The following is a 19121-nucleotide window of genomic DNA, read 5'->3' as shown; positions in this document are numbered from 1 at the left end:
CATGGCAACGCAAACCCGCCTCTTCCTCGGCCTGATCCGGCCGCCAAAGCTCATCGGCTTGCCGATCATGTACGCCATGGTCTGGCTCTTCGGGTTTGTATTGCTGTTTCTGTGGGTCCAGAGCTGGCCGGTGATCATCATCGCCGCTCTGGCCTATCCCGCGCTGTGGAAAGCCGCTGACTGGGATCCAGCCTTTCTTGAGGTGATGGTCACAGCGCTGCAGGAGACGCCGCCCACCCCAAACCGCAAGATCCATTCGGGGGACAGCTATGCTCCGTGATCCTTCCGATGATCTTGCAACACTGCCAAACTGGGCGCGCAAAGAGCGCCCAATGGCCAGCATGCTGCCCTATGTCAGTCTCGTGGATGGCGTGACGATCCGCACGCGCGGCAATGCTCTGTTCCAGTGCATCCGCCTTGACGGCGTCAACAGCATGACCTGCGATGACGCGCATTTGGAGAAGATCCGTGCGCTCTTTGCTGCAATCATCGCCCAGATCGGGCCAGAGTACAGTTTCTATGTGCACAAGGTCTCAAAAGCGATCGAGAGCGCCTTGCCAACGATGCCCCACGATGGCTTTGCCCAAACGCTGGACACTCGCTGGCAATCAGCAATGGCACAGGCAGGCCTTCGAGACAAAACACTCACGCTCACGGTGCTGAAACGCCCCCCTCTCGGCGCGCGGCTCCGTCTGAAACGTGTAGACTCCATCGCACAGATGAAGGACCAAACATCCAAACAACTGCGCAAGCTCGAGGAGGTCGTCGGGTTTTTACTGTCGTCATTTGCTGAGATGAACCCGCGCCTGCTGGGCGCTGAAAGCGGCGAGCTACTCGGGTTCCTCGGGGCGCTCAATATTGGCCAGGAGCGTTCGCTCTTCGCAAAATCGCGATTTGGCGTCATTGCCGAAGATGTAGCCAACGCCCGCGTCACGTTTCAGGGGCGAGGCTTCACGTTGGACGATGGGACGGCAGGTAAGCGGTTCGGCACCAGCTTTGCCATCAAGACCTACCCGGCCAAAACCAGCTGCACGATGTTCGATGAGCTGAACCTGCCTGTCGACATGGTCGTCACGCATTCCTTTACGCCGATCAATAGCAACATCATGGCCAGCCGGATCAAACGGCAACAGCGCTTGATGAAAGCAAGCGATGATGGCGCGATATCCCTTGCGGAAGAACTGGTCGACGCGCTGGACGATCTGGAATCCAAGCGGCTGAGCTTTGGCGATCATCACATGACGGCCACAATCTTTGCAGAGACCGAAGAAAAGCTGGAGGCCATTGCAGCCGAGGTGCGCAACATCGCGGCCAGTGAAGGCGTCAATCTTGTGAACGAGAGTTTTGCGGCTCGGACACATTATTTCGCGCAGCATCCGGGGAACGGGCAGATGCGCAGCCGCAAAGCCGCCATCACCAACACGAACTTTGCCGACCTCGCGGCGCTTCATCGTGGTCAACTGGGCAAACCTGGTCACCAAGTGCCTTGGGGCAAGCCGATTACTCTCTTCCCGACGCCTGAACGCTCAGGCTTCCTATTCAACTACCACGAAGCCGGACAGCCGGACAAAGAGCCGACCGGCGGGCATACCTTGATCCTTGGCCGTCCTGGCTCTGGCAAGTCGGTACTGTCGGCTTTTCTGATGACCCAAGCGCGGCGCTGCGACGCGCGCGTGTTTGTGTTCGACTATCGCGCGGGCATGGAAATGGCGGTACGGGCCAATGGCGGGCGCTACAGCGCCATCAAGGCGGGTGAAGCAACCGGCCTCAACCCGCTCCGCACCGAAATTGATGGGCGCGGCCAAACCTGGCTGTCTGATTGGCTGGCCACGCTGTTGCATCGCGCTGACAAGCCCCTGAGCCCTGTTCAGATCAATCGCATCCAAGAAGTGGTGCGCCAGAACGCCGGGGCGAGCGATGCCGCCCTGCGCAACTGGCAGGATCTGGCCTCGCTGTTTGTGGCGGGGGCAGATGAAGGGGACCTGTTTGAGCGGATACAGGAATGGACCGCAGACGGTCGATATGGCTGGATCTTCGGGCAAAGTGCTGAGGATACCTTCTCGCTCGATGGTGATGTCGTGGGCTTCGACCTTACCGGCATTCTCGACAGCGAAAGCGAAAAGGAACGCATGGCTGTCCTCTCTTACCTGTTTCGGCGGGTGGAACGCGTCATCGAGGACCGCAAGCCGACATTGATCATCATCGATGAGGCCTGGAAAGCGCTCGACAACCCGTATTTCGCAGATCGGCTCAGCAACTGGCTGGTCACGGCGCGCAAACAGAACGCGGTTGTCGTGATGATGACCCAATACGCAAGCCAGCTTGAGAAAACCCGCACTGGCAAAACGATCGTCGAGGCTGTGCCGACGCAGCTTCTGCTACCCAACATCCGCGCCTCGGCCAGCGATTACACTCTGCTGGGCCTCACTGAAAAAGAGCTCAGCGTTCTGCTCAGCACAGGCAGCAATTCCCGTCTGGCGCTGGTGCGTGATGATCAAGGATCGGTGGTGATCGACGCTGATCTCCGCGCGCTCGGCCCCTACCTCACGATCCTTGGCGGCATGGAAAAAGGCGAAGCGCTGGTGGGCGCGGATTATCGCCAGAACCTCGATTTTTGGAGACAGATTGATGCGTAGACTTTGCGTGCTGACCCTCACCCTTTTGACCCTGACAGCCTGCGCGGAATATCGGCCGTCTGAAGCCGAATGCTTCAGCTCCTTTGCCGAGGTCAGCCGCAGCAACTGCAATTTTGAACTGCTTGGGCCGATTGGTGGTCTCGGTGAGTAGGCACCGCCTGCATATCTTTGCGGGCTTGGTGTGGTTCGCCGCGCCAATGGCCTATGCCCAAGGCGTGCCGACCTTTGATGCGGGCATGTTCCTGCAGCGCGAGCGCGTGTTGCAGCAAAGCGAACAAGATCTGGCGCTGCAACGGGATCGGTTAACCAAAGAGGAAGAGCTTGAAGAGCTTGAGCAAGAACAACTCCAGGCGCTGGAAGACATCCTCAATGCCACCACGTTGGCCAGAGGGAATTCCGGCGCACAGGTCGCAAGCCTAGAAGCTGGTTCATCACCTGAAAGCGCCGCAGACACGCTCTATGGTTCGGTCGACCCGAACCCAGGCGCAGCCCAGATGTTCGGCGATGCCTCGGGATCGATTGAAGAGCTGATCATTCGTGCCGCGCAAGAAACGCATCGCATGTCTGGCGTGCGCGCAGCGGGTCTATCACCCAAGCAGTGGCGCTGTCTGTTGCAGGCGCTGATCTGGCAAGAAAGCCGTTTCACCATCGGCGCGCGCTCCCCTGTCGGCGCATTCGGCCTGACCCAGATCATGCCCGGCACCGCACAGGATCTCGGGATTTACCCGGCCTATTACGAAAACCCCTACATCCAGGTCACCGGCGGCGCACGCTATCTGGGGCAGATGCTGGCCATGTTTGATGGCAACATCATCCATGGGCTGGCCGCTTACAACGCCGGTCCCGGAAATGTGCAACGCTATGGCGGCGTGCCGCCATTTGCGGAAACCCAACACTACGTTCAGGTGATCCCAGAGCGCTACAATCTCTACCTTGCCCGCGTTGGCGGCGTCGACGCGCTTGGCACCATTGATCCAGTTTTGCTCGCCAACTCCACCATGAGCCTCACCTCTTTCGGCGCAGGGGTCTATGGCGATTACTCCTTAATCTCCGTGCAAGCGGCTGCGCTTCGGGTGCAGGACATCATCACCCGCATTGGCGAAACCGACGACATTCACGCGGCCATGTCGCTCAATACCTACGCTCGGGCCGAGCTCGCTCGCCTGATCGCGATCCGCACGCGCCTCAAGGCCACCCATACCCGTCCGCTCAGCGCCGAAGCGCTGGCCATGGCAGCCGCGCAGGCACGAGAACAAGACTTCATGCAATTCGATCTGGAGGCCCTCCGATGATCCGCTTTCTTTCTGCCGTAGCCACCTGCGCATTGTTGGTTGCGTCTCCTGCAACTGCTCAAGGCGTGCCGACGGTCGACACACGCAACATCGCGCAGGAAATTCGCCAGCTGCAGCAGATGCTGGAGGATTTCGGGATCCAGACCGACCAGCTCGACACGCTTCTCGAACAGCTCGATCTGGTGCAGCAGCAACTCGACACGCTCAACGAGACCTACGCGGCCCTGACCGGCGCGACGGATATCATTGAGATGGCCATGGGTGGTGATCTTGACGGCCTGCTCGATCAGGAATTCGGCGATCTCCTCGGCACCATCCGGCAAATCCAGAGTGGCGATTTCAGCGGCCTGATCGGCAATGCAGCCCCTCAAATGGAAGGCCGCATGACGCAAGCCCTCGAGGATGCCGGGTTTGATCAAGACAGCCTGTCCGACATGGCTAGCAGCGGCAATCCGGGGGCAGAGCGTATCGCCAGTCAGGCAAGCACCGGCGCGGTGATGTCGGCGGCGGCTGAAAACAGCTATGAAGAGGCCGCGCAATCCCTCGAACGGGTCGAGCAACTGGTCTCGCTTATTCCGGACATGGAAACGCTCAAGGAAGCCGTCGATCACAACACTCGCGTCACGGCCGAGCTGGCGATTGCCATGACGCGCATGTGGGAGCTCGAAGCTATTCAGACCGTCGGTGCGGGCCAATCCGGCGTGGTCGATGCCGCGACGCTGGCTGAAGAACGCCGCTACATGGACTTCACCCTGCCAGACCTGCGCGCGGACTGACCCATGAACAGTGAAGCAGAAATCATCGAAGAAGAGCTCGTGTACGGCGCACGACGACGCGAGCTCTTGTGGCAGAAATTGGGGCTGACAGGCATGGCGTTTGGCATGGCAGGTTGCCTCGCCGCTGCCCTCGTTGCCCTGTTCGACGTGGACCCGTCGCCCATGATCGTGCCCTTTGATAGCGAAACCGGCATGGCCCTCCCCAATGCCATGGTTGAAGCGGTCTCACTCACGGAACGCCCCGCTATCATCGAGGCACAGGTCTACCGCTACGTCATTGATCGAGAGACATACAATCAGCTCGACAATGACGTGCGTGTGCGGCGGGTCCTGGACCAGTCGAACGGCGCAGCCGCCGCAGGGTTGCGTGCATTATGGACCAGCGGCCATGAGGCCTATCCGCCCGACAGTTACGGCACAGATGCCCGGCTTGAAGTCGAGGTTCTGTCGATCACCCATATCAGCGCAAATCGTGCTCAGGTGCGCCTTCGCAAGCGGCTCAACTCGCCGCGCGGCTCTCAAAATGGGCTCTTCACTGCAACGCTGATGTTTGAATTTCAGCCGGAGAATAGCCGGTCGATCGACGATGTCTGGCAAAACCCTTTCGGCTTCACCGTCACCGAATACGCGATCCGCTCGGATCGTTTGGAGTAACCCATGCGCCGCCTGTTCCTTATCCTCGCCCTCATTGCTCCGCTTGCTGGCACCGTCTATGCCGAAACGCAGCCGCGCCAAGGCCCTTATGATGCCCGCGTCCGACTGGCCACCTATCAGGATGGGCAGGTCTACCGCATCCGCACCAGCCTGACTCACGTCACTAGCATCGAATTCGGCCAGGGTGAGACCATCCGCTCGATCATTGCGGGCGACACTGAAGGCTTCCTTTTGGACGGTGTGCCCGGCGGTCAGGCTTTTGCGATCAAGCCCGTCTCGCGCGGCGCTCATACAAACATCACCGTCTATACCAACCGACGCAGCTATTATTTCAACGTCACTGAGGCGAGCTCGCCAACCTTCTACGTCATTCGCTTCACCTATCCCGAGCCCGCTCCCCAGCAATCGCGTGTGGCAGCAAGCCAACCTGCAAACCACGCCTATGGCGTCAGCGCGCGGTCCGAAATCACTCCGCGCGAGATTTGGGACGACGGCACCTTCACTTATTTCCGCTTTGCCGCGAACGCGCCGCTGCCTGCGATTTTTCGCTGGTCAAACGGCAATGAACGCAGCGTGAATGCGCTCGCGCGGCCAGACGGCGTGATCCGTGTATCAGGTGTCAGCGATCGATGGGTTCTGAGGCTCGGCGAGGACGAAATCTGCGTCCAAGAGATGAGCGAGGCAAACCACAATGAGTGAAACTGCTGAGCTTAAGAAACGCCTCGAAGCGCTTGAAGGAAAACCACAAAACCGAAGGGCGCGGCCGTCCGCTGTCACTATTGCCCTGGGTATTGGGGCAATCGCCGCCCTTGGTGGTCTCTTGTTGGTGTTCTCTGGCGGCTCTGAACCCGACAGCCTAGAAACCGCCTCCCCGGATGAATTCCAAGCGGCGGGACCGGGCTTCGGTGCGCTCGAGCCCACGCCTGCGCCAATTGACACTTCTCCGCCGCCAGCGGTGTCAGAACCAGACAGCGAGACAGAAGAGCTCCGCGCGCAAATGGACGCTATGCGGTCCGAGCTTGAAGCACTGCGCAACGCGCCAGCACCTGAGGCCCCTGCCGTCGACACGGAGGCGCTGGATACTCTGGGCGCAGAGATCGATGCCCTGCGCAGCGAGGCAGCAGCAACGCAATCCGCCTTGCGCGAAGAGTTGGAAGAACGGGCCCGTCAAATTCAGCGACTGCAGAACGATCTGGAGCTTGCACGCCTGGAAACCCCAAGTACGCCTGCACCGACCGGTCCCACGGCAGAAGAACTGCGCCTTCAAGAGCTCGAGAGAAGACGGCAAGCCGAACTTGAGGAACTCCAAGCCCGCATCGCCAGTCCTATCATCGCCTTTGGCGGCACCGGAGGCGGCAACAATGAAACCGCCGCGCAACAGCGGCGGCTTGATGGTGACACAGACTTTGTCCGCAACGGCGCTGAACCCGCAGACGTGACGCAAGCCCAGTTGATCGTGAACCCGTCAAACACCGTCGTTCAGGGCACAATGATCCAGGCCGTGCTGGAAACCGCAATCGACAGCTCTCTCGCCGGTCAGGTCCGCGCGATGGTGGCTGAAGATGTCCACGCCTATGACGGCTCACGGGTTCTGATCCCGCGCGGCGCGCGTCTGATCGGGCGGTATCAATCCGGCCTCGACATCGCGCAGCAACGCGTGACCATCGCCTGGGACCGGATCATTCTGCCCAGCAACCAGACCGTCGATATCAGCGCCTTCGGTGGCGATGAATTGGGCCGCTCCGGCACAACCGGCTCTGTCGATAGCCGCTTTGGCACGCGGTTCGGGTCAGCTGCCCTTATATCGCTGATCGGAGCCTTGCCCGCCGTGGCCGCCCAAAACACCGAAGATGAGATCACCTCTGATGTGCTCGAGGGCATTGGCGAAGACCTTCAGGACAGCGCGCAAAGCGTGATTGGCGAATATCTCTCCGTCTCGCCCGTGATCTATGTCGATCAAGGTGCCCGCGTCACCGTGATGGTCCACCGCGATCTGGAGATTTTTTGACCATGACGGCCAGCTATCTGCAAAGCTCGATGGACAAGATCCCCGAGGCGCGTGACCCCAAGCTGATCGAGCTTTGCATCAACCCTGACGGCACGCTGTGGGCCGAGTTTCAGGGGGATCACTTTACGCGGCGCGTCAGTCGACAGCTCTCGCAGAACGAGATCAAGGACTTGGGTAATCAGATTGCGTCCGCCGCGAACACCACGCTCAGCCGGACCAAGCCTATCGTCTCGGTCAGCATCACCTATCGCGACCGCCCGATCCGCGCGCAAGTCATCCAGCCCCCCGCTGTCGATGGCGGTTACGCGATTTCGCTGCGGTTCTTTGCGGACCTGCCATTGGATCAGATCAAGCTGTCCTACCTGTTCGGAAAAGAGCGCAGCAATGAGAGCGCAAGGCGACAACGCAATGCCGAGCTGCGCGATGTCGTGGCCACCGGCGACATCGATGCGGCGCTCAAGTTCTGCGTCACGCACAAGCTCAACATGATCGTCTCCGGCGGGACCTCGACCGGCAAGACCGTCACGGCGCGCAAGATCCTCTCCTTTGTGCCCGCCGACGAGCGCATCATCACCATCGAAGAAGCCGCCGAACTACGTCCAACGCAGCCCAATGTCGTCACACTGATGTCTGACCGCGACGAAGCCACACGCAGCGCTGATGTCCTGCTGACCTCTACCCTGCGGATGCGGCCGGACCGTATCGTCTTGGGCGAAGTACGCGGCAAAGAGGCCATGACCTTCCTTGAGGCCATAAACACCGGCCATGGTGGCTCACTCACCACACTGCACGCTGAAACACCTCAGCTGGCGGTTCAGCGTCTCGCCATCGCCGCCCTGAAAACTGACGTGCCCATGACCTACCAGGACATGAACGACTACATCACACGCTCGATCGATGTGATCATTCAAGCCGGTCGCCATGAAGGTGCGCGCGGCATTACTGAATTCTACCTGCCGATTGATCCGGCCCATTCAAAGGAAACAGCCCATGTTTGAATACAAGATTGAACAGATCAACACCGCCAAAACCAAGCCACCTAAGATCGAAACGCAGCTGACCGCCCTTGGTCAGGATGGCTGGGAGCTGGTCTCGGTCGTGCCGGATTTCGACGGCGAGCATATCCTGAAAGCCTTCTTGAAACGTCGCACCGGCGCGAGCGCCTAAACCTAACTAAGGGGGATCCTATGGGCGTCGTCACCTGGATGGTAGAGACAACCGACAACTTTCTGGACGACGCGGCCCAAACCACATTTGGCAACGTCGCCAGTCAACTTGGCGGCGTCATCGCCGTAGCCTCGACGCTCGCCGTGATCGGCGTTTTTCTCAACACGGTGTTCCAGTATAAGTCCATGGATGGGCGCACCGCCTTCTGGTTCGCACTCAAGCTCATGCTGATCTCCCTCTTTGCGATGAACTGGGTCCAATTCAACGCTGTGGCCAGCGCCCTCATCAACGGTCTCGACCAGCTCGCGGGCGGCATGGTGGCAGGGCTTGGCGGGGGCGGTGCAGGTGCATCCTACTTTGCCGGGGCCTTTGACGACCTCATCGAAGAATTTGGCGATTATCTGAACGCGGCCGGTGACAACATGCATTGGATGGCCGGAGCCCTAATCGGCGCAATCGGCGCGTTCCTCTTGGGCGTCATTGGCGCGCTCTGCGGATTGGTATTGATCTTCGCCAAGATCATGCTGGCCTTCATGATCGGCATCGCTCCAATCATGATTGCGCTGTCGCTGTTTGATGTCAGCAAGGACTATTTCCACCGCTGGCTGTCCAGCACGGTATCCTACGCACTCTACCCCCTGGTAATCGCGGGCGTGTTTTCCACTGTCGTCGGAATGTCGCGCTCGCTCATGACCGAACTCGGAGATCCCTCCGGAGCCAGCAACATCGGCGCGCTGGTCCCCTTCTTCATGATGATGTTTCTCGCAGGCGGCATGATCATCGCCACCCCACTGATCGTCCGCTCAATCTCTGGCAACTTCATGATGGCCGGACCGCCGAGCATTCCCGGTCCCGGCGGGTTCGCAAAGGGCTTGATCGGCACCAAGGGCTCGCGGGCTCGTGCTCGGTTTGGAACGAGGTCGAATGCTGAGATCGCAGGAGCTGGAATACGGCAGGCAGGTGGAGCTACTGTTTCGATGGTTAGTCGGGTGGCGGAACGGGCGAAGCGGTTGGAGTAGAGGCCATGCGCTTTGCTGCAGTTGACCACTGAATTAGTTTCTGCAGTGCGGTCACCCCTAGCTAAAGTTCGCGTCAAACGCCAAAAAGAAAATGTAGACAGGACAAAAGCCTGTTCGCGCAGCTGCTGTATTAATCCATCGTAACCAATGCTGAAACTCCAGAGACGGTGCCCGTCGAAAGGCGATTTAAAGTTTTGCAATCACCTCTGACCCCAATCGTCCGATAGACCGCTAGGCACATGAAAGGAAAGTTTGCCTGTTGATAAATAATTCTGGACTTGGCGCTATTTTTGTTCCGCTTCAAGAGCGTTCGTGCTCGAACCGACCACAAATGAACCTTGAAAAGGCAGACGGAACCAACAGCGGCTCACATGAACTTGAACAACGCCTGGAAAACACCCAAGTCTATTAGGTAACCTTTTGTCGGAGCCGACTCATGCCCCTGCCTTTTCTCGCTATCGCAGTTCCAGTTTTCCACTCCTCAGGTGCATGGATCGCGTCTACAGCAGCTTCCGGCTATATCGCTGGCACGCTATCAAGCACGTGGATCGGTGCCTTCGTTCTAGGAAACAGCTCCCTACTCGGCAGTCTAGGGTTAGTATCGGCGGCAGGTATTTTCGGTGCAACTGGTGGCCTCGCGGCGCTCTCTTCTGGTGCTGCTCTCGGTGTGGGATCTGCATTGACAGCCGTCGGCCTGGGCGGTGTCGCCAGTACGCTCGGAATTGCCCCCACGGTAACCTTTTTGGGTCTGACGCCCATTGGATGGGCGATTGCTGGCACCGCTGCGACTGTCGCCGCCTCGCTTGGATTATATGTAACTCGCAAAACGATGCGTAGGATCAACGAAGAGCGTGCAAAGGGCGGCCTTGAACCGACAACTCTGACGGGGATCATTAGGGAAGTGCGACTTCTCGAAGCAAACTCCCTCGAAACGATCCTCGCGTGGCTCGATGCCGAGTTAGACAATGTTTCGCTTTCGGACGACCATAAGGATGTAACCGTGGATGGTCAGGTGTTCTCACTCCACCGCCTGAAGTATGTGGTTAACAAGGACGGATCCGAAGAACTAGTGTTTGTCACCCGAACAGGTCGAAAGAAAAGAGTACTGCAGGTAAAGCGCGCGCCCGTGCCAGAAGGTTTTCTCGCGTAAGCCATGCTATCCGCATAGATAAGTAGCGTGCTTAATTCTCTTCCGCGTCTATCGTTTCACCCCCAATCGGACTTGGCTTGAGTAATGGTGCGCTCTGTGCGGTCAGGAACCCAATCCTTCGGCACAATTACGAAGTCAGTGTTTGTTTGATCGCCATAGAAGAGCTGAGCGATGTAAATATGCCATTGGGATGATTTGCACCGATGCCCACAATTCCTGGCCGACACAAGCGCCAATCGTGTTGCCTATGCCCCGCGTCCACATATAATGCTTTATGTTTCCTAGACTTGCGAGCGAGCAAATGAACGCGACCAGCCCTCTTGAACCTCTCCAGCGTCGACGCTCTCGCATTAAAAGGCTGACCGAACAGCACCGATCCATGCAGGAGACACAAAGAGCTCTCCGGGGTTCTATCGAGAGCTACAAAGCGTTCGAACCGGAAGTCGAACTAGAAAAAATCAAGCGTCTCGAAAGTTCCTCAGTTGGCCTTTCACGAAAGATAGCGGACGAGGAAGTTAACAAGGCAAACCTTGAGAACCGCCTAAAGGTTAACCGAGCGGCCCAGACCAATCCGCTGGTGATCTGGAAGTTTTTTACAGCGGAACAGAAACGACTACGCTTAGAAGCCAATCGGCTTCGTAAAGAAATATCCGCAGCAAATGAGCACTTGATGAGAGACAATAATGCGCTATCCGAGGTGAGATCAGACTTAAGCTCGGCGCAAAAGCGTATTTCTGAACACGAGTGCTTCAGCCTCAATGAAGCAGAAACGCAACTTGCAGATATTCAACCAAAAATTCGACAGATTGCTAGCGACTTGGCTGCGGCAAAGTCCGAACTCGAAAGGATTGAGGAAAAGATCCGGCCCCATTCGCAGGAGCTTGATCGCCTAGAATCTGAGCTAGAAACTTTCAATTCTGACATCGCAAAGGCAGATCGTCTCGATCGAGACTTGACCGCTGCGGAGAATAGTTACGAGCGGGCAATGATTCACCAGAAATGCGAAGAGAAATTTGGCTCTGGTAGCCCGAGACATGTCATCAATGATCGAAGAGGAAAAATTCGGCGGCTTGAAAACAACATTCCAAAACTCGAGCGCCGTATTCGAGACGAGTTGAAAAGACTTGATCGAACAATTTCGCATCTTGTGATCGATGGGAACAATGCCTGCTATGAGGGCCAATCATTTATTGGTTTACGAGGGATTTCCGCGCTGCTTGAGGCCTTGGGCGATCGCTTCAAGGTAACTGTCGTGTTCGACGCATCAATTCGCGCCATGCTGAAGTCAGACAACCAAGGCATTGAAAAGGCACTCGGCCCCAATACCGCCACACACGTAACTCCAACCAAGACAGCAGCAGACGAATATCTGATGAAACTAGCCGGGAAAAATCAGAGCGTCTTCGTCCTCAGCAATGATCGTTTTGCGGAATATCACGACTATGACGTCGTAAAATCACACCGTGTCCTGAGATTCCTAATAGCTGACGGCAAGTTTATGGCAAATGAGCTCGATATTTCCGTAAGCTTGTAACAAAAAAAGAAATAGAGTTTGTAACGTGCCGATCTCTAGCACCCCAAGCATTAGTACCCACTCTGCTAACGATACGTTTTATTGATAAACTTACCACTGCCGTCGCATTTGTTGCACGTCACCGTACGCATACCGGTGCCGCTACAGCGATTGCAGGGGGCTTTCTTACCGGATGCATAGACACCGCTACCGGAACATCTTCGACATTGATTTTCCCCATAGCAGCCGGTTCCACCACAGGTCCAACACTCGCGCTCTGGGAACGTAAACATTCCCGTGCCGCTGCACGTTCTGCAAGTGATCCGCTTCTGTCCAGTGCCGTCGCATTTGAAGCAAATCCCATTTTCCAGGGTCGAGACATGATCGCGAAATACTCCAGGTGAAAAGTTTCGCTTTACTTCAGTACCGTCTCTCTTCCTTGCGTGTTCGGTGGCCCCGCTCCAAAAAAGGTTCTCGCGGACAGTTCCTTCCTCAATGACCCTACCGTGTTTGACGGTTTTTGTCCGCGTTTTGTTCCCGAAGAAGCCAGTGCCGTGTGTGTATGTCTTGGTCTTCCCGGAATCGTGATGCTTAACGACCTTTTTCTTTCTGCCGAGCCAGTCTGTTTTGTAGTGAACAGTGGTACCGACACCAAAAGCTGATTTGAACAGCGTTTCAAGGAATCCGCTTTGGCGACGTCGCCCCATATCTCCCCCTTCAGGCGCCACCATAACAGTTCACGCCCCTTTGAAAGACTACGTTACATCAAAGGGATAGTCTAGCTGCCAACAAATCATCACTCCCCAAGTAGCTCATTGAGCTTGGTATCCCGAACGGCGTGGCTGAGGAAATGTCAATTCGATTAAGTAACATTCTGGCTTTATTGCCGTTGCAATGATAGCTTTTCCTCGGTCATGTCCTAGCGGCCTTCTCCAAAAAACGCTCGACTCGTTCAGACCCAGCTCGGTAGTCGTTCAAACTAGGCTTATCGCTTGGCGGAACATCTTGCACTCGCGAGGCTACTCCGATGATCTCTTCACGCTGATTGCCACTACCTTCAGAGCCATCACCGGCCCCCCGCCTTGGCATCACAAGCGCCCCAATCTTCGCCTCCAGCGCTTTGATCTGCCCTTGCAGCCCACGCATTTGGTCTCCGGCGGATGGATACGGCAGATCGCCGCTCTGCTTGTCGAAGATCTGCTTAAAGAACCGATCCTCATAGTATTTGATCCGCTTGGCTCGCACAGGCATTTGCGCGTCGACCACCAGAACGATGTCATCAAGATCCATGCGCCGCGCTTCATCCTCGGGCAGCAACGCGGTCTCTTCGGTCCGTTCAGACATACTGCGACCGGCGAAGGGGTTGCGACCGACTGAGCGCGAGCGGGTCACAACGCGCTTGGTGGTTTTCCCTACCGCTTTGCTCAGCTCTTCGATGGTCTTCTCATCTGAGGGAGTCAGATAGAGCTTGATGCCCGCGTTGCCCTGCAAGGCACGCCGGGCATTTTCGCCGTAGATTTCATCTAGCGCCGGGATGGTCTGTGTGACGATCGCGAGGTTGGCCCGGTAAGACCGCAGGGTTTCGATGCTGTCGAGCACGATCGGCATTTTGCCCAGGCGGTTGAACTCATCGAGCATGATCATCACAGGCCAAGGCTCGTCCTTGCCGGGTTCATGGTCCTGCAGCGATGCCAGCAAGTCCGAGAAGAACAATCGGATCAGTGGAGCGAGGGGTTTCACCATCAGCGGCTCGACCACAAGATAGACCGAAAACGGCGTCTTTCGGATGTCGCGGAAATCTAAGTCTGAGGTCGCGGTTGCGCGGTCGATGGCGGGGTTCGACCATTGCTTGAGGCCCGAGGTCATGAGAAGCGACAGGTAAGACGTCAGCGTGTCGTTGTTGGTCGAGGCCATGCGCATGAAAATCAGCTTGGCGGCTGGATTGACCACTTCATCCGCGCGGCGGCGATATTCCTTCTGCTTGTCCCCGCCAGATGCGGTGATGCGGTAAATCTCGCCCAGGGTCGGTCTCTTGCGCTCGAACGCTAAAAGCCCTGCCGCCACGAATAGATCGATACCGCCGTCGAGGAGCCCTTGGACGCGGTCGTTATCTGCTTGCAGAAACAGGGAGGCCAAGAGTTGCAGCTCCATCTGCTGGCGGTCGACGTTTTCCAGCGCCGATATGCGCAGCAAAGGATTGTACCGGTGCGAGCGGCCATCCTTCCAATCAGTGGGCGCAAACCGGAACACCTTGTCGCCCTGCGCAGCCCGGTGGCGCGCTGTTGCCTCGAAATTTTCGCCCTTCACGTCCAGCACCACGGCACTGCCCTGATAGGTCAAAAGGTTCGGGATGACGAACCCCGTTGTCTTGCCACGCCCGGTCGGAGCCACGATCAAGGCATGGGGAAAAACCTTGGACATCACAAAAGGTTTGCGGCTCTTGGGCTTGCCCATTTTGCCGAGGACAAAGCCGTGGCCAGGCTTGCCTAAGAAACCGTTGCGCTTCATCTCGGACATGTGCTGCCAATGGGTTTCCCCAAATTTGGTTAGCGCGTCGTTCATCAAAACCGCGCTGAGCAAAACGCCCGCGCAAGTGCTGATCCCCAAGATCAAGTGAACGATCTGCATATCTTCGGGATGGGTTGTTCGAAGATCCCCATAGCTGCGCGCCAGCATCAGGAAGTCGATATCCGCCCCCCCCCCGAACCAGCGGAACGTCAGAAAGGCTGACGCCAGAACATACCCCAGCACCGCGCCGAGAAGAGCAAAGCTCATGACGCCCAGTGCGATCCGCGCCTTACCCATGCGTCACGCCCTTTTCGCCGTCGGCATCGACATGCCGCTCGCGTTGAACATCAATTTCTTCATTGGCGATTTCGTCGAGGACGTGCTCCATCGCCACGCTGTTCGCCAGAGCGGCATCGCTCTGCAGATAGGCCTTGGCCGCATAGAGCCGGTCCAGGCGGTCTTCGATATGTTCCTCCAGCGCGGTCTCATCGCCAATCGCCAAGTCCGGGGTGCCCTCTTCACCGACCAGTTCCTCCAACTCGGAGCGCAAGGTCTCGCGTTCCAAATCGCTGATGAAAGGGTCTGCGGTTGGGTCTTCCCTCAAACGGCTCAGGATATCAGAGGTGGTCGGCGGAAGCTGGTCGATAATGGCTTCCTGCCGGTCAGACTCCACCGATCCGCTGTCTTTGAGAACCTCAGCATCTGCCAACACACGGCCCAGATCACTGTGCACCTGGTCAAGGCGGTCGATCGCTTTCTCCAGCTCATCGGCGCGTGACAAATCAAAGCCGTCCTTCTCGGCAATCGCCTTCAAATCCTGTCCAAGCCATTGCCGTTCCAGCGCGGCATTGCCCGCGCCGATTTCGACGCGGCGCGTCACCTCTTGCGCGTCAATGCCGGTGCCTTTCAAAGCCTGCTCAAGACGTTCGGTAAGAGCTGTTTCCCGCAATGCGCTTTGGGCCTCGGCCCGTATATTTGTAGCGGAATAGGTCCCACTTTTTGACGCGTCTTCGAGCAAGGTGTGGGACTGCGTTCCCATTGGGCTCAGATGCGACAGTGAACGATAGATGTCGTTAAGCTCATGCTCGAGCGACGCACGCCGCTCAATCGGGGCTTCTGCTACAATGCGTTCAGCTTGGTTGATCTTGGCGTGAAAGGCATCCACGACCTCATCAAACGAGTGCTGTTCTTCGGCCATACCATATACCTTTCCATCTGCTTCAATCGGTTTGCCTTGCGCCAAAAGCGTCGCGGCTTTGTCCAAGGCTGCTGCAATATCATGCTGGTTCTCGCGCGAGGCCTCGGCGGCAAGGCCGCGATAAAGCTGCGCGTTCTGCGCAACCTCACGCAAAGCATGGTCAAGCTCTGTACCAATGCGCTCGCGCTCGACTAACTTCTGGCCAGTGGCTTCTGCGCGACGCTGTTCTACATCGCTAGGCCTCTTCGTCGTGATCCCACGCTCAAGCTTTCGCGTCGCCTCCAAGCGCAGCCCATAGCGGTCCGATACCTCCACCATCGCCTCGCGAAAACTGTCGTAGTTGAAGTGGTGCCCTTCCTTCAGAAAGAAGAACTCCCCGTCCTTGCTGCGACGGTTCAGAACGATGTGCGCGTGCGGGTGATCCCGATCCTCATGCACGGCTGCGATGTAGTCAAAGTGGCTGCCGCTGCCCTGAAAAAAACGCTCGCAGATCTCGCGCGTGATCTCGGCAACATCCTCGCCGCGCGTGCCAATCGGGAAGGCCATCAGCAGATGTGAGGTGTTCCCGAGCTTTGGATGAAACCCCTCATTCCACTGGGCTGAAAACCGGCGTGTGACCTGCTCGATCTCTTTGGCTGACAAAACGCTTTGGCCGTCATAGGTGCCACGGCTGTCAATGATGAAGCTCGACTTGGTGGTCAGGTATTCCAGCTGGTTGCGCAGCTGCGCTTTGTTGTGCGTGCCGCCGTCGCGAATGGCTTTGAAGATCGCAGGGGAATGGCCCATGGCGGCGCGGGCCATCTGCTTGGCACGGGCGCGGGGGACGCTGCCGCGAATGCGGCTCCAGTCGCGATCGAAAAAGGCCTCCTGCGCGGCGGCAACGGCGCTATTCCGGGCCATCGGCAAAGCCTCCCAGTACGCGGGCAACCTCGCCAGACAGCGCGCTTCGGCGGCGCTGCGCCATGTCCTGAACCTGGTCGGCGATATCGAAGATCAGCCCGGCCAAAGCGCGGACCTGAGCATGGGCGGAATTCCCATAAGGCGGCGTCTTACCCTGGCGCTTTGCCTCGTTCAGGCGCTGCGCAATTTGGTTGATGTTGTTGCCGGTGCGATTGAGAGAGGCCGACAATCCCTGCATCTGATTGGCCAGTTCATCATCAGGGACAAAGAGATCGTTCGAGGCATGGATCAGCCGACGCAGCCCTTCCGCCCGGCTGGCGATATCATGCCGCGTCAGCACCGCATCAAAGCCCGCAAGCTCCTTCGGTGTGAGCCGGACATTCACCAGCTCAGAGCGCACGCGCGCATCAAGTTTGCGGCTTTGATCGGCTTTCAACGTGTAGAAGATGCTGCGGGTCGTGACGCCGAATTCGCGGGCCAGATCCTCGATCGGCACCCCCTCGGCACGCTTGCGCACGATGGCAAAACGCTGGTTTTGCGTCAGTCGCTTGTGCCGTGGTACGCGCGGTCGGCCCATGTGAAGTAATCACCCCTATTTCTTGCCAGCATCATACAGGCAGCCCTGTTATGGCATTTCGCCATAATTGATTCAATATTATAATATTGCATCAACTGCCTGTATTCCGTTTGGAGCAGCCATAGGCTGCGACCGCCGGGCAGAGCCCGGCCACTGGCGCAAGGCATGGCACCACTAATCGTGGTTCCATGCCTCAGCATCACCAAGCAATTGCAGTGCTATTGCGCGGGCCGCGCCTTCGGCGCTGGTATAGGTTTGATGATCGGGCAGCTCGTGCAGATCAAAGGGTTGCTGAGGATCGTTCGGTGTCTCAACTCGGACATAGATCGCCCAGCCATCAATCTGTGCTGGAACATCACAATACTCCTGACCGCCGTCGGGCAGATTGCAAAACCCATGTAGGTGCACACTGGCGCGGCCCTCTCGGGCCGCTTGCCTGATATCAGAATATTTCATGCCAAAGCCTCCACGTTCTCCCCGATGAAAAATTCGTCAGGCTCGCCGTTCAGGCGGGTGCTATCCCGATTGGTCAAGCCGATAGCCGACCCGTTCCGCGTGAATGTGATGAGGTATTGCCCGAGGTCATCACGCGTCACCACATACCCGCTGTTGACCCAATGAACGCGGTTGCCCGCGTCCATTGCTGCTTTGATGTCTTCCAAGGTCATCGCAACGCCTCCTCAAGGATTGCGAGAGCCCCAAGACAATCGTCGATATAGGGCTGTTCCTCGCCGTCCAGATCATTCAGTTCCAGCCGGTTCAACACCGCGTAAAGCGTGGCGCGGGCCTCGCGGGCGGCGCTTCGCAAGCTGACGGTATCGTCCAGACGCGCCGTCGCAAAATCATCGCTGTGATAGTCAGGGATCATCGGATTTCTCCCGACTTGTGTTTCCAATGCGGGGCTATGTCCTTGAACGGCACCGTGAAGGGCGGCAGCGCATCAAAGCCGTTCGAGCTCTTGGCAACCTTCACCTTGGCGCAATCATCCTCGACGCTGAGGATCTCGACGCAGAACACGCCGCCCAAACCTGACGGAACAACGATCTCCTTCAGCTCGTGCCGATGCTTCCCGCAATAGACGCAAGTGCTATAGAGCCCGTCGATGACGTGACCGCCGGTCGTGCGATCACAGTCGCAGGTCCAGAATTTCGGGGGCTGATATTTGTGAGCCATTTGTGGCCTCCTTTTGGGTGCTGCGGTCGGGGCTTGGCTCCCCTTCCGCCGATGGGCTGCACACCGGCCAATCTGATCTGACCGAATACGCATGTATTCGGCGGAACAGAGTGGGTAGGGGCACAGCCCGACCCACGGCCCAGGAGCGGCCAGTCAATGGGTCAAAGCCCACAACTGGTGCGGCCCGCAGCGCGCCCCGCGCGAGGACACGGGTTGCAGGCTTTGACGACGCGCCTGCGCGGCGCTTGCCCATTGACGGGACGCGACTGGGATGTTGGGCGGACCAATCAAATTGAAAGAAGCCTGAAGGAGGTGAGCGGGCTGAAAGCCGGTCGATCCTCCGCACAGTCCGTTTCTCAGAGCGGCCCGTGCGCACCAGCACGGGCCACAATTTTGCATCTCGTTGAAAGTGCCTGCGCCCCGCCGCATGAGGCGGGGCGCAGGTGCTCAAAGCTCAACACCAGACTTCAAGTTGCCGTCCGGATCGAGCCACGAACGGGCCTCGGCGCAATCCAAGCAAATACAAGAGCAACTGCCTTTCACGATGACC

At 57.8% G+C, this 19121-nt stretch carries 20 protein-coding genes; 13 read left to right on the top strand and 7 right to left on the bottom strand.

Features of this window, described 5'->3' with window-relative positions; genetic code table 11:
* The first annotated feature begins 1 nt into the window (after position 1).
* From JNX03_RS00755 to JNX03_RS00695, 13 genes are all read left to right on the top strand, one after another.
* The gene (locus tag JNX03_RS00755) at positions 2-280 is read left to right on the top strand and encodes a type IV secretion system protein VirB3 (RefSeq protein ID WP_024096577.1); all 279 of its coding nucleotides are present in this window, start codon (positions 2-4) and stop codon (positions 278-280) included.
* The gene (locus tag JNX03_RS00750) at positions 270-2636 is read left to right on the top strand and encodes a type IV secretion system protein B4 (RefSeq protein WP_203210593.1); all 2367 of its coding nucleotides are present in this window, start codon (positions 270-272) and stop codon (positions 2634-2636) included. Before JNX03_RS00755 ends, JNX03_RS00750 begins: the two co-directional genes overlap by 11 nt.
* The gene (locus tag JNX03_RS00745; RefSeq protein WP_203210592.1) at positions 2629-2787 is read left to right on the top strand and encodes a hypothetical protein; all 159 of its coding nucleotides are present in this window, start codon (positions 2629-2631) and stop codon (positions 2785-2787) included. Before JNX03_RS00750 ends, JNX03_RS00745 begins: the two co-directional genes overlap by 8 nt.
* A 46-nt stretch (positions 2788-2833) precedes the next feature.
* The gene (locus JNX03_RS00740) at positions 2834-3928 is read left to right on the top strand and encodes a lytic transglycosylase domain-containing protein (protein ID WP_203212080.1); all 1095 of its coding nucleotides are present in this window, start codon (positions 2834-2836) and stop codon (positions 3926-3928) included.
* On the top strand, positions 3925-4704 hold the full coding sequence (locus tag JNX03_RS00735) for a type IV secretion system protein (RefSeq protein WP_203210591.1): 780 nt from the start codon (positions 3925-3927) through the stop codon (positions 4702-4704). Before JNX03_RS00740 ends, JNX03_RS00735 begins: the two co-directional genes overlap by 4 nt.
* A gap of 3 nt (positions 4705-4707) precedes the next feature.
* Positions 4708-5358, top strand: a complete 651-nt coding sequence (locus JNX03_RS00730; protein WP_203210590.1) for a virB8 family protein — start codon at positions 4708-4710, stop codon at positions 5356-5358.
* A 3-nt stretch (positions 5359-5361) separates the two neighbouring features.
* On the top strand, positions 5362-6057 hold the full coding sequence (locus JNX03_RS00725; protein WP_203210589.1) for a TrbG/VirB9 family P-type conjugative transfer protein: 696 nt from the start codon (positions 5362-5364) through the stop codon (positions 6055-6057).
* Positions 6050-7366, top strand: coding sequence for a TrbI/VirB10 family protein (locus JNX03_RS00720; RefSeq protein ID WP_203210588.1), 1317 nt, complete (start codon positions 6050-6052; stop codon positions 7364-7366). The genes JNX03_RS00725 and JNX03_RS00720 overlap by 8 nt, the downstream gene beginning before the upstream one ends.
* Before the next feature lie 2 nt (positions 7367-7368).
* A complete protein-coding gene (locus JNX03_RS00715) occupies positions 7369-8364 on the top strand; it encodes an ATPase, T2SS/T4P/T4SS family (RefSeq protein ID WP_203210587.1) in 996 nt (331 codons plus the stop codon).
* A complete protein-coding gene (locus JNX03_RS00710; protein ID WP_165589936.1) occupies positions 8357-8533 on the top strand; it encodes a DUF4177 domain-containing protein in 177 nt (58 codons plus the stop codon). The genes JNX03_RS00715 and JNX03_RS00710 overlap by 8 nt, the downstream gene beginning before the upstream one ends.
* Positions 8534-8553: 20 nt before the next feature.
* On the top strand, positions 8554-9552 hold the full coding sequence (locus tag JNX03_RS00705; RefSeq protein WP_050673801.1) for a type IV secretion system protein: 999 nt from the start codon (positions 8554-8556) through the stop codon (positions 9550-9552).
* A gap of 436 nt (positions 9553-9988) precedes the next feature.
* Positions 9989-10702 (top strand): hypothetical protein, encoded by a 714-nt coding sequence (locus JNX03_RS00700; RefSeq protein ID WP_131724103.1) that lies wholly within the window; start codon positions 9989-9991, stop codon positions 10700-10702.
* Between the two features lie 379 nt (positions 10703-11081).
* A complete protein-coding gene (locus JNX03_RS00695) occupies positions 11082-12236 on the top strand; it encodes a hypothetical protein (protein WP_131724102.1) in 1155 nt (384 codons plus the stop codon).
* Positions 12237-13127: 891 nt separating this feature from the next.
* Here the strand turns inward: JNX03_RS00695 and JNX03_RS00690 are convergent.
* The 7 genes from JNX03_RS00690 to JNX03_RS00660 form a co-directional block, all read right to left on the bottom strand.
* The gene (locus JNX03_RS00690; RefSeq protein ID WP_050673798.1) at positions 13128-15020 is read right to left on the bottom strand and encodes a type IV secretory system conjugative DNA transfer family protein; all 1893 of its coding nucleotides are present in this window, start codon (positions 15018-15020) and stop codon (positions 13128-13130) included.
* The gene (locus JNX03_RS00685; RefSeq protein WP_050673797.1) at positions 15013-16821 is read right to left on the bottom strand and encodes a relaxase/mobilization nuclease domain-containing protein; all 1809 of its coding nucleotides are present in this window, start codon (positions 16819-16821) and stop codon (positions 15013-15015) included. Before JNX03_RS00685 ends, JNX03_RS00690 begins: the two co-directional genes overlap by 8 nt.
* Positions 16808-17398, bottom strand: a complete 591-nt coding sequence (locus JNX03_RS00680; RefSeq protein WP_050673796.1) for a hypothetical protein — start codon at positions 17396-17398, stop codon at positions 16808-16810. Before JNX03_RS00680 ends, JNX03_RS00685 begins: the two co-directional genes overlap by 14 nt.
* Positions 17399-17572: 174 nt before the next feature.
* Positions 17573-17854 carry a hypothetical protein gene (locus JNX03_RS00675; RefSeq protein ID WP_203210585.1) on the bottom strand — a complete coding sequence of 94 codons (282 nt, stop codon included), beginning with the start codon at positions 17852-17854 and terminating at the stop codon, positions 17573-17575.
* Positions 17851-18066 (bottom strand): hypothetical protein, encoded by a 216-nt coding sequence (locus JNX03_RS00670; protein WP_203210584.1) that lies wholly within the window; start codon positions 18064-18066, stop codon positions 17851-17853. The genes JNX03_RS00675 and JNX03_RS00670 overlap by 4 nt, the downstream gene beginning before the upstream one ends.
* Positions 18063-18266 (bottom strand): hypothetical protein, encoded by a 204-nt coding sequence (locus JNX03_RS00665; RefSeq protein ID WP_203210583.1) that lies wholly within the window; start codon positions 18264-18266, stop codon positions 18063-18065. The genes JNX03_RS00670 and JNX03_RS00665 overlap by 4 nt, the downstream gene beginning before the upstream one ends.
* The gene (locus JNX03_RS00660; RefSeq protein WP_203210582.1) at positions 18263-18571 is read right to left on the bottom strand and encodes a hypothetical protein; all 309 of its coding nucleotides are present in this window, start codon (positions 18569-18571) and stop codon (positions 18263-18265) included. Before JNX03_RS00660 ends, JNX03_RS00665 begins: the two co-directional genes overlap by 4 nt.
* Between the last annotated feature and the right edge of the window lie 550 nt (positions 18572-19121).

The sequence above is a fragment of the Sulfitobacter mediterraneus genome (assembly GCF_016801775.1).
Lineage (GTDB): Bacteria > Pseudomonadota > Alphaproteobacteria > Rhodobacterales > Rhodobacteraceae > Sulfitobacter > Sulfitobacter mediterraneus_A.
The sequence above is the reverse complement of the archived record's forward strand: the minus strand, read 5'-3'. Positions and strand labels throughout refer to the sequence as shown.

Coding starts and splice junctions, on each gene's coding strand:
- JNX03_RS00710 (WP_165589936.1), top strand. CDS start 8,357: ATGTTTGAATACAAGATTGAACAGATCAACACCGCCAAAACCAAGCCA.
- JNX03_RS00745 (WP_203210592.1), top strand. CDS start 2,629: ATGCGTAGACTTTGCGTGCTGACCCTCACCCTTTTGACCCTGACAGCC.
- JNX03_RS00675 (WP_203210585.1), bottom strand. CDS start 17,854: ATGAAATATTCTGATATCAGGCAAGCGGCCCGAGAGGGCCGCGCCAGT.
- JNX03_RS00680 (WP_050673796.1), bottom strand. CDS start 17,398: ATGGGCCGACCGCGCGTACCACGGCACAAGCGACTGACGCAAAACCAG.
- JNX03_RS00735 (WP_203210591.1), top strand. CDS start 3,925: ATGATCCGCTTTCTTTCTGCCGTAGCCACCTGCGCATTGTTGGTTGCG.
- JNX03_RS00690 (WP_050673798.1), bottom strand. CDS start 15,020: ATGGGTAAGGCGCGGATCGCACTGGGCGTCATGAGCTTTGCTCTTCTC.
- JNX03_RS00715 (WP_203210587.1), top strand. CDS start 7,369: ATGACGGCCAGCTATCTGCAAAGCTCGATGGACAAGATCCCCGAGGCG.
- JNX03_RS00700 (WP_131724103.1), top strand. CDS start 9,989: ATGCCCCTGCCTTTTCTCGCTATCGCAGTTCCAGTTTTCCACTCCTCA.
- JNX03_RS00660 (WP_203210582.1), bottom strand. CDS start 18,571: ATGGCTCACAAATATCAGCCCCCGAAATTCTGGACCTGCGACTGTGAT.
- JNX03_RS00665 (WP_203210583.1), bottom strand. CDS start 18,266: ATGATCCCTGACTATCACAGCGATGATTTTGCGACGGCGCGTCTGGAC.
- JNX03_RS00755 (WP_024096577.1), top strand. CDS start 2: ATGGCAACGCAAACCCGCCTCTTCCTCGGCCTGATCCGGCCGCCAAAG.
- JNX03_RS00725 (WP_203210589.1), top strand. CDS start 5,362: ATGCGCCGCCTGTTCCTTATCCTCGCCCTCATTGCTCCGCTTGCTGGC.
- JNX03_RS00670 (WP_203210584.1), bottom strand. CDS start 18,066: ATGACCTTGGAAGACATCAAAGCAGCAATGGACGCGGGCAACCGCGTT.
- JNX03_RS00705 (WP_050673801.1), top strand. CDS start 8,554: ATGGGCGTCGTCACCTGGATGGTAGAGACAACCGACAACTTTCTGGAC.
- JNX03_RS00695 (WP_131724102.1), top strand. CDS start 11,082: ATGCAGGAGACACAAAGAGCTCTCCGGGGTTCTATCGAGAGCTACAAA.
- JNX03_RS00720 (WP_203210588.1), top strand. CDS start 6,050: ATGAGTGAAACTGCTGAGCTTAAGAAACGCCTCGAAGCGCTTGAAGGA.
- JNX03_RS00750 (WP_203210593.1), top strand. CDS start 270: ATGCTCCGTGATCCTTCCGATGATCTTGCAACACTGCCAAACTGGGCG.
- JNX03_RS00685 (WP_050673797.1), bottom strand. CDS start 16,821: ATGGCCCGGAATAGCGCCGTTGCCGCCGCGCAGGAGGCCTTTTTCGAT.
- JNX03_RS00740 (WP_203212080.1), top strand. CDS start 2,834: ATGGCCTATGCCCAAGGCGTGCCGACCTTTGATGCGGGCATGTTCCTG.
- JNX03_RS00730 (WP_203210590.1), top strand. CDS start 4,708: ATGAACAGTGAAGCAGAAATCATCGAAGAAGAGCTCGTGTACGGCGCA.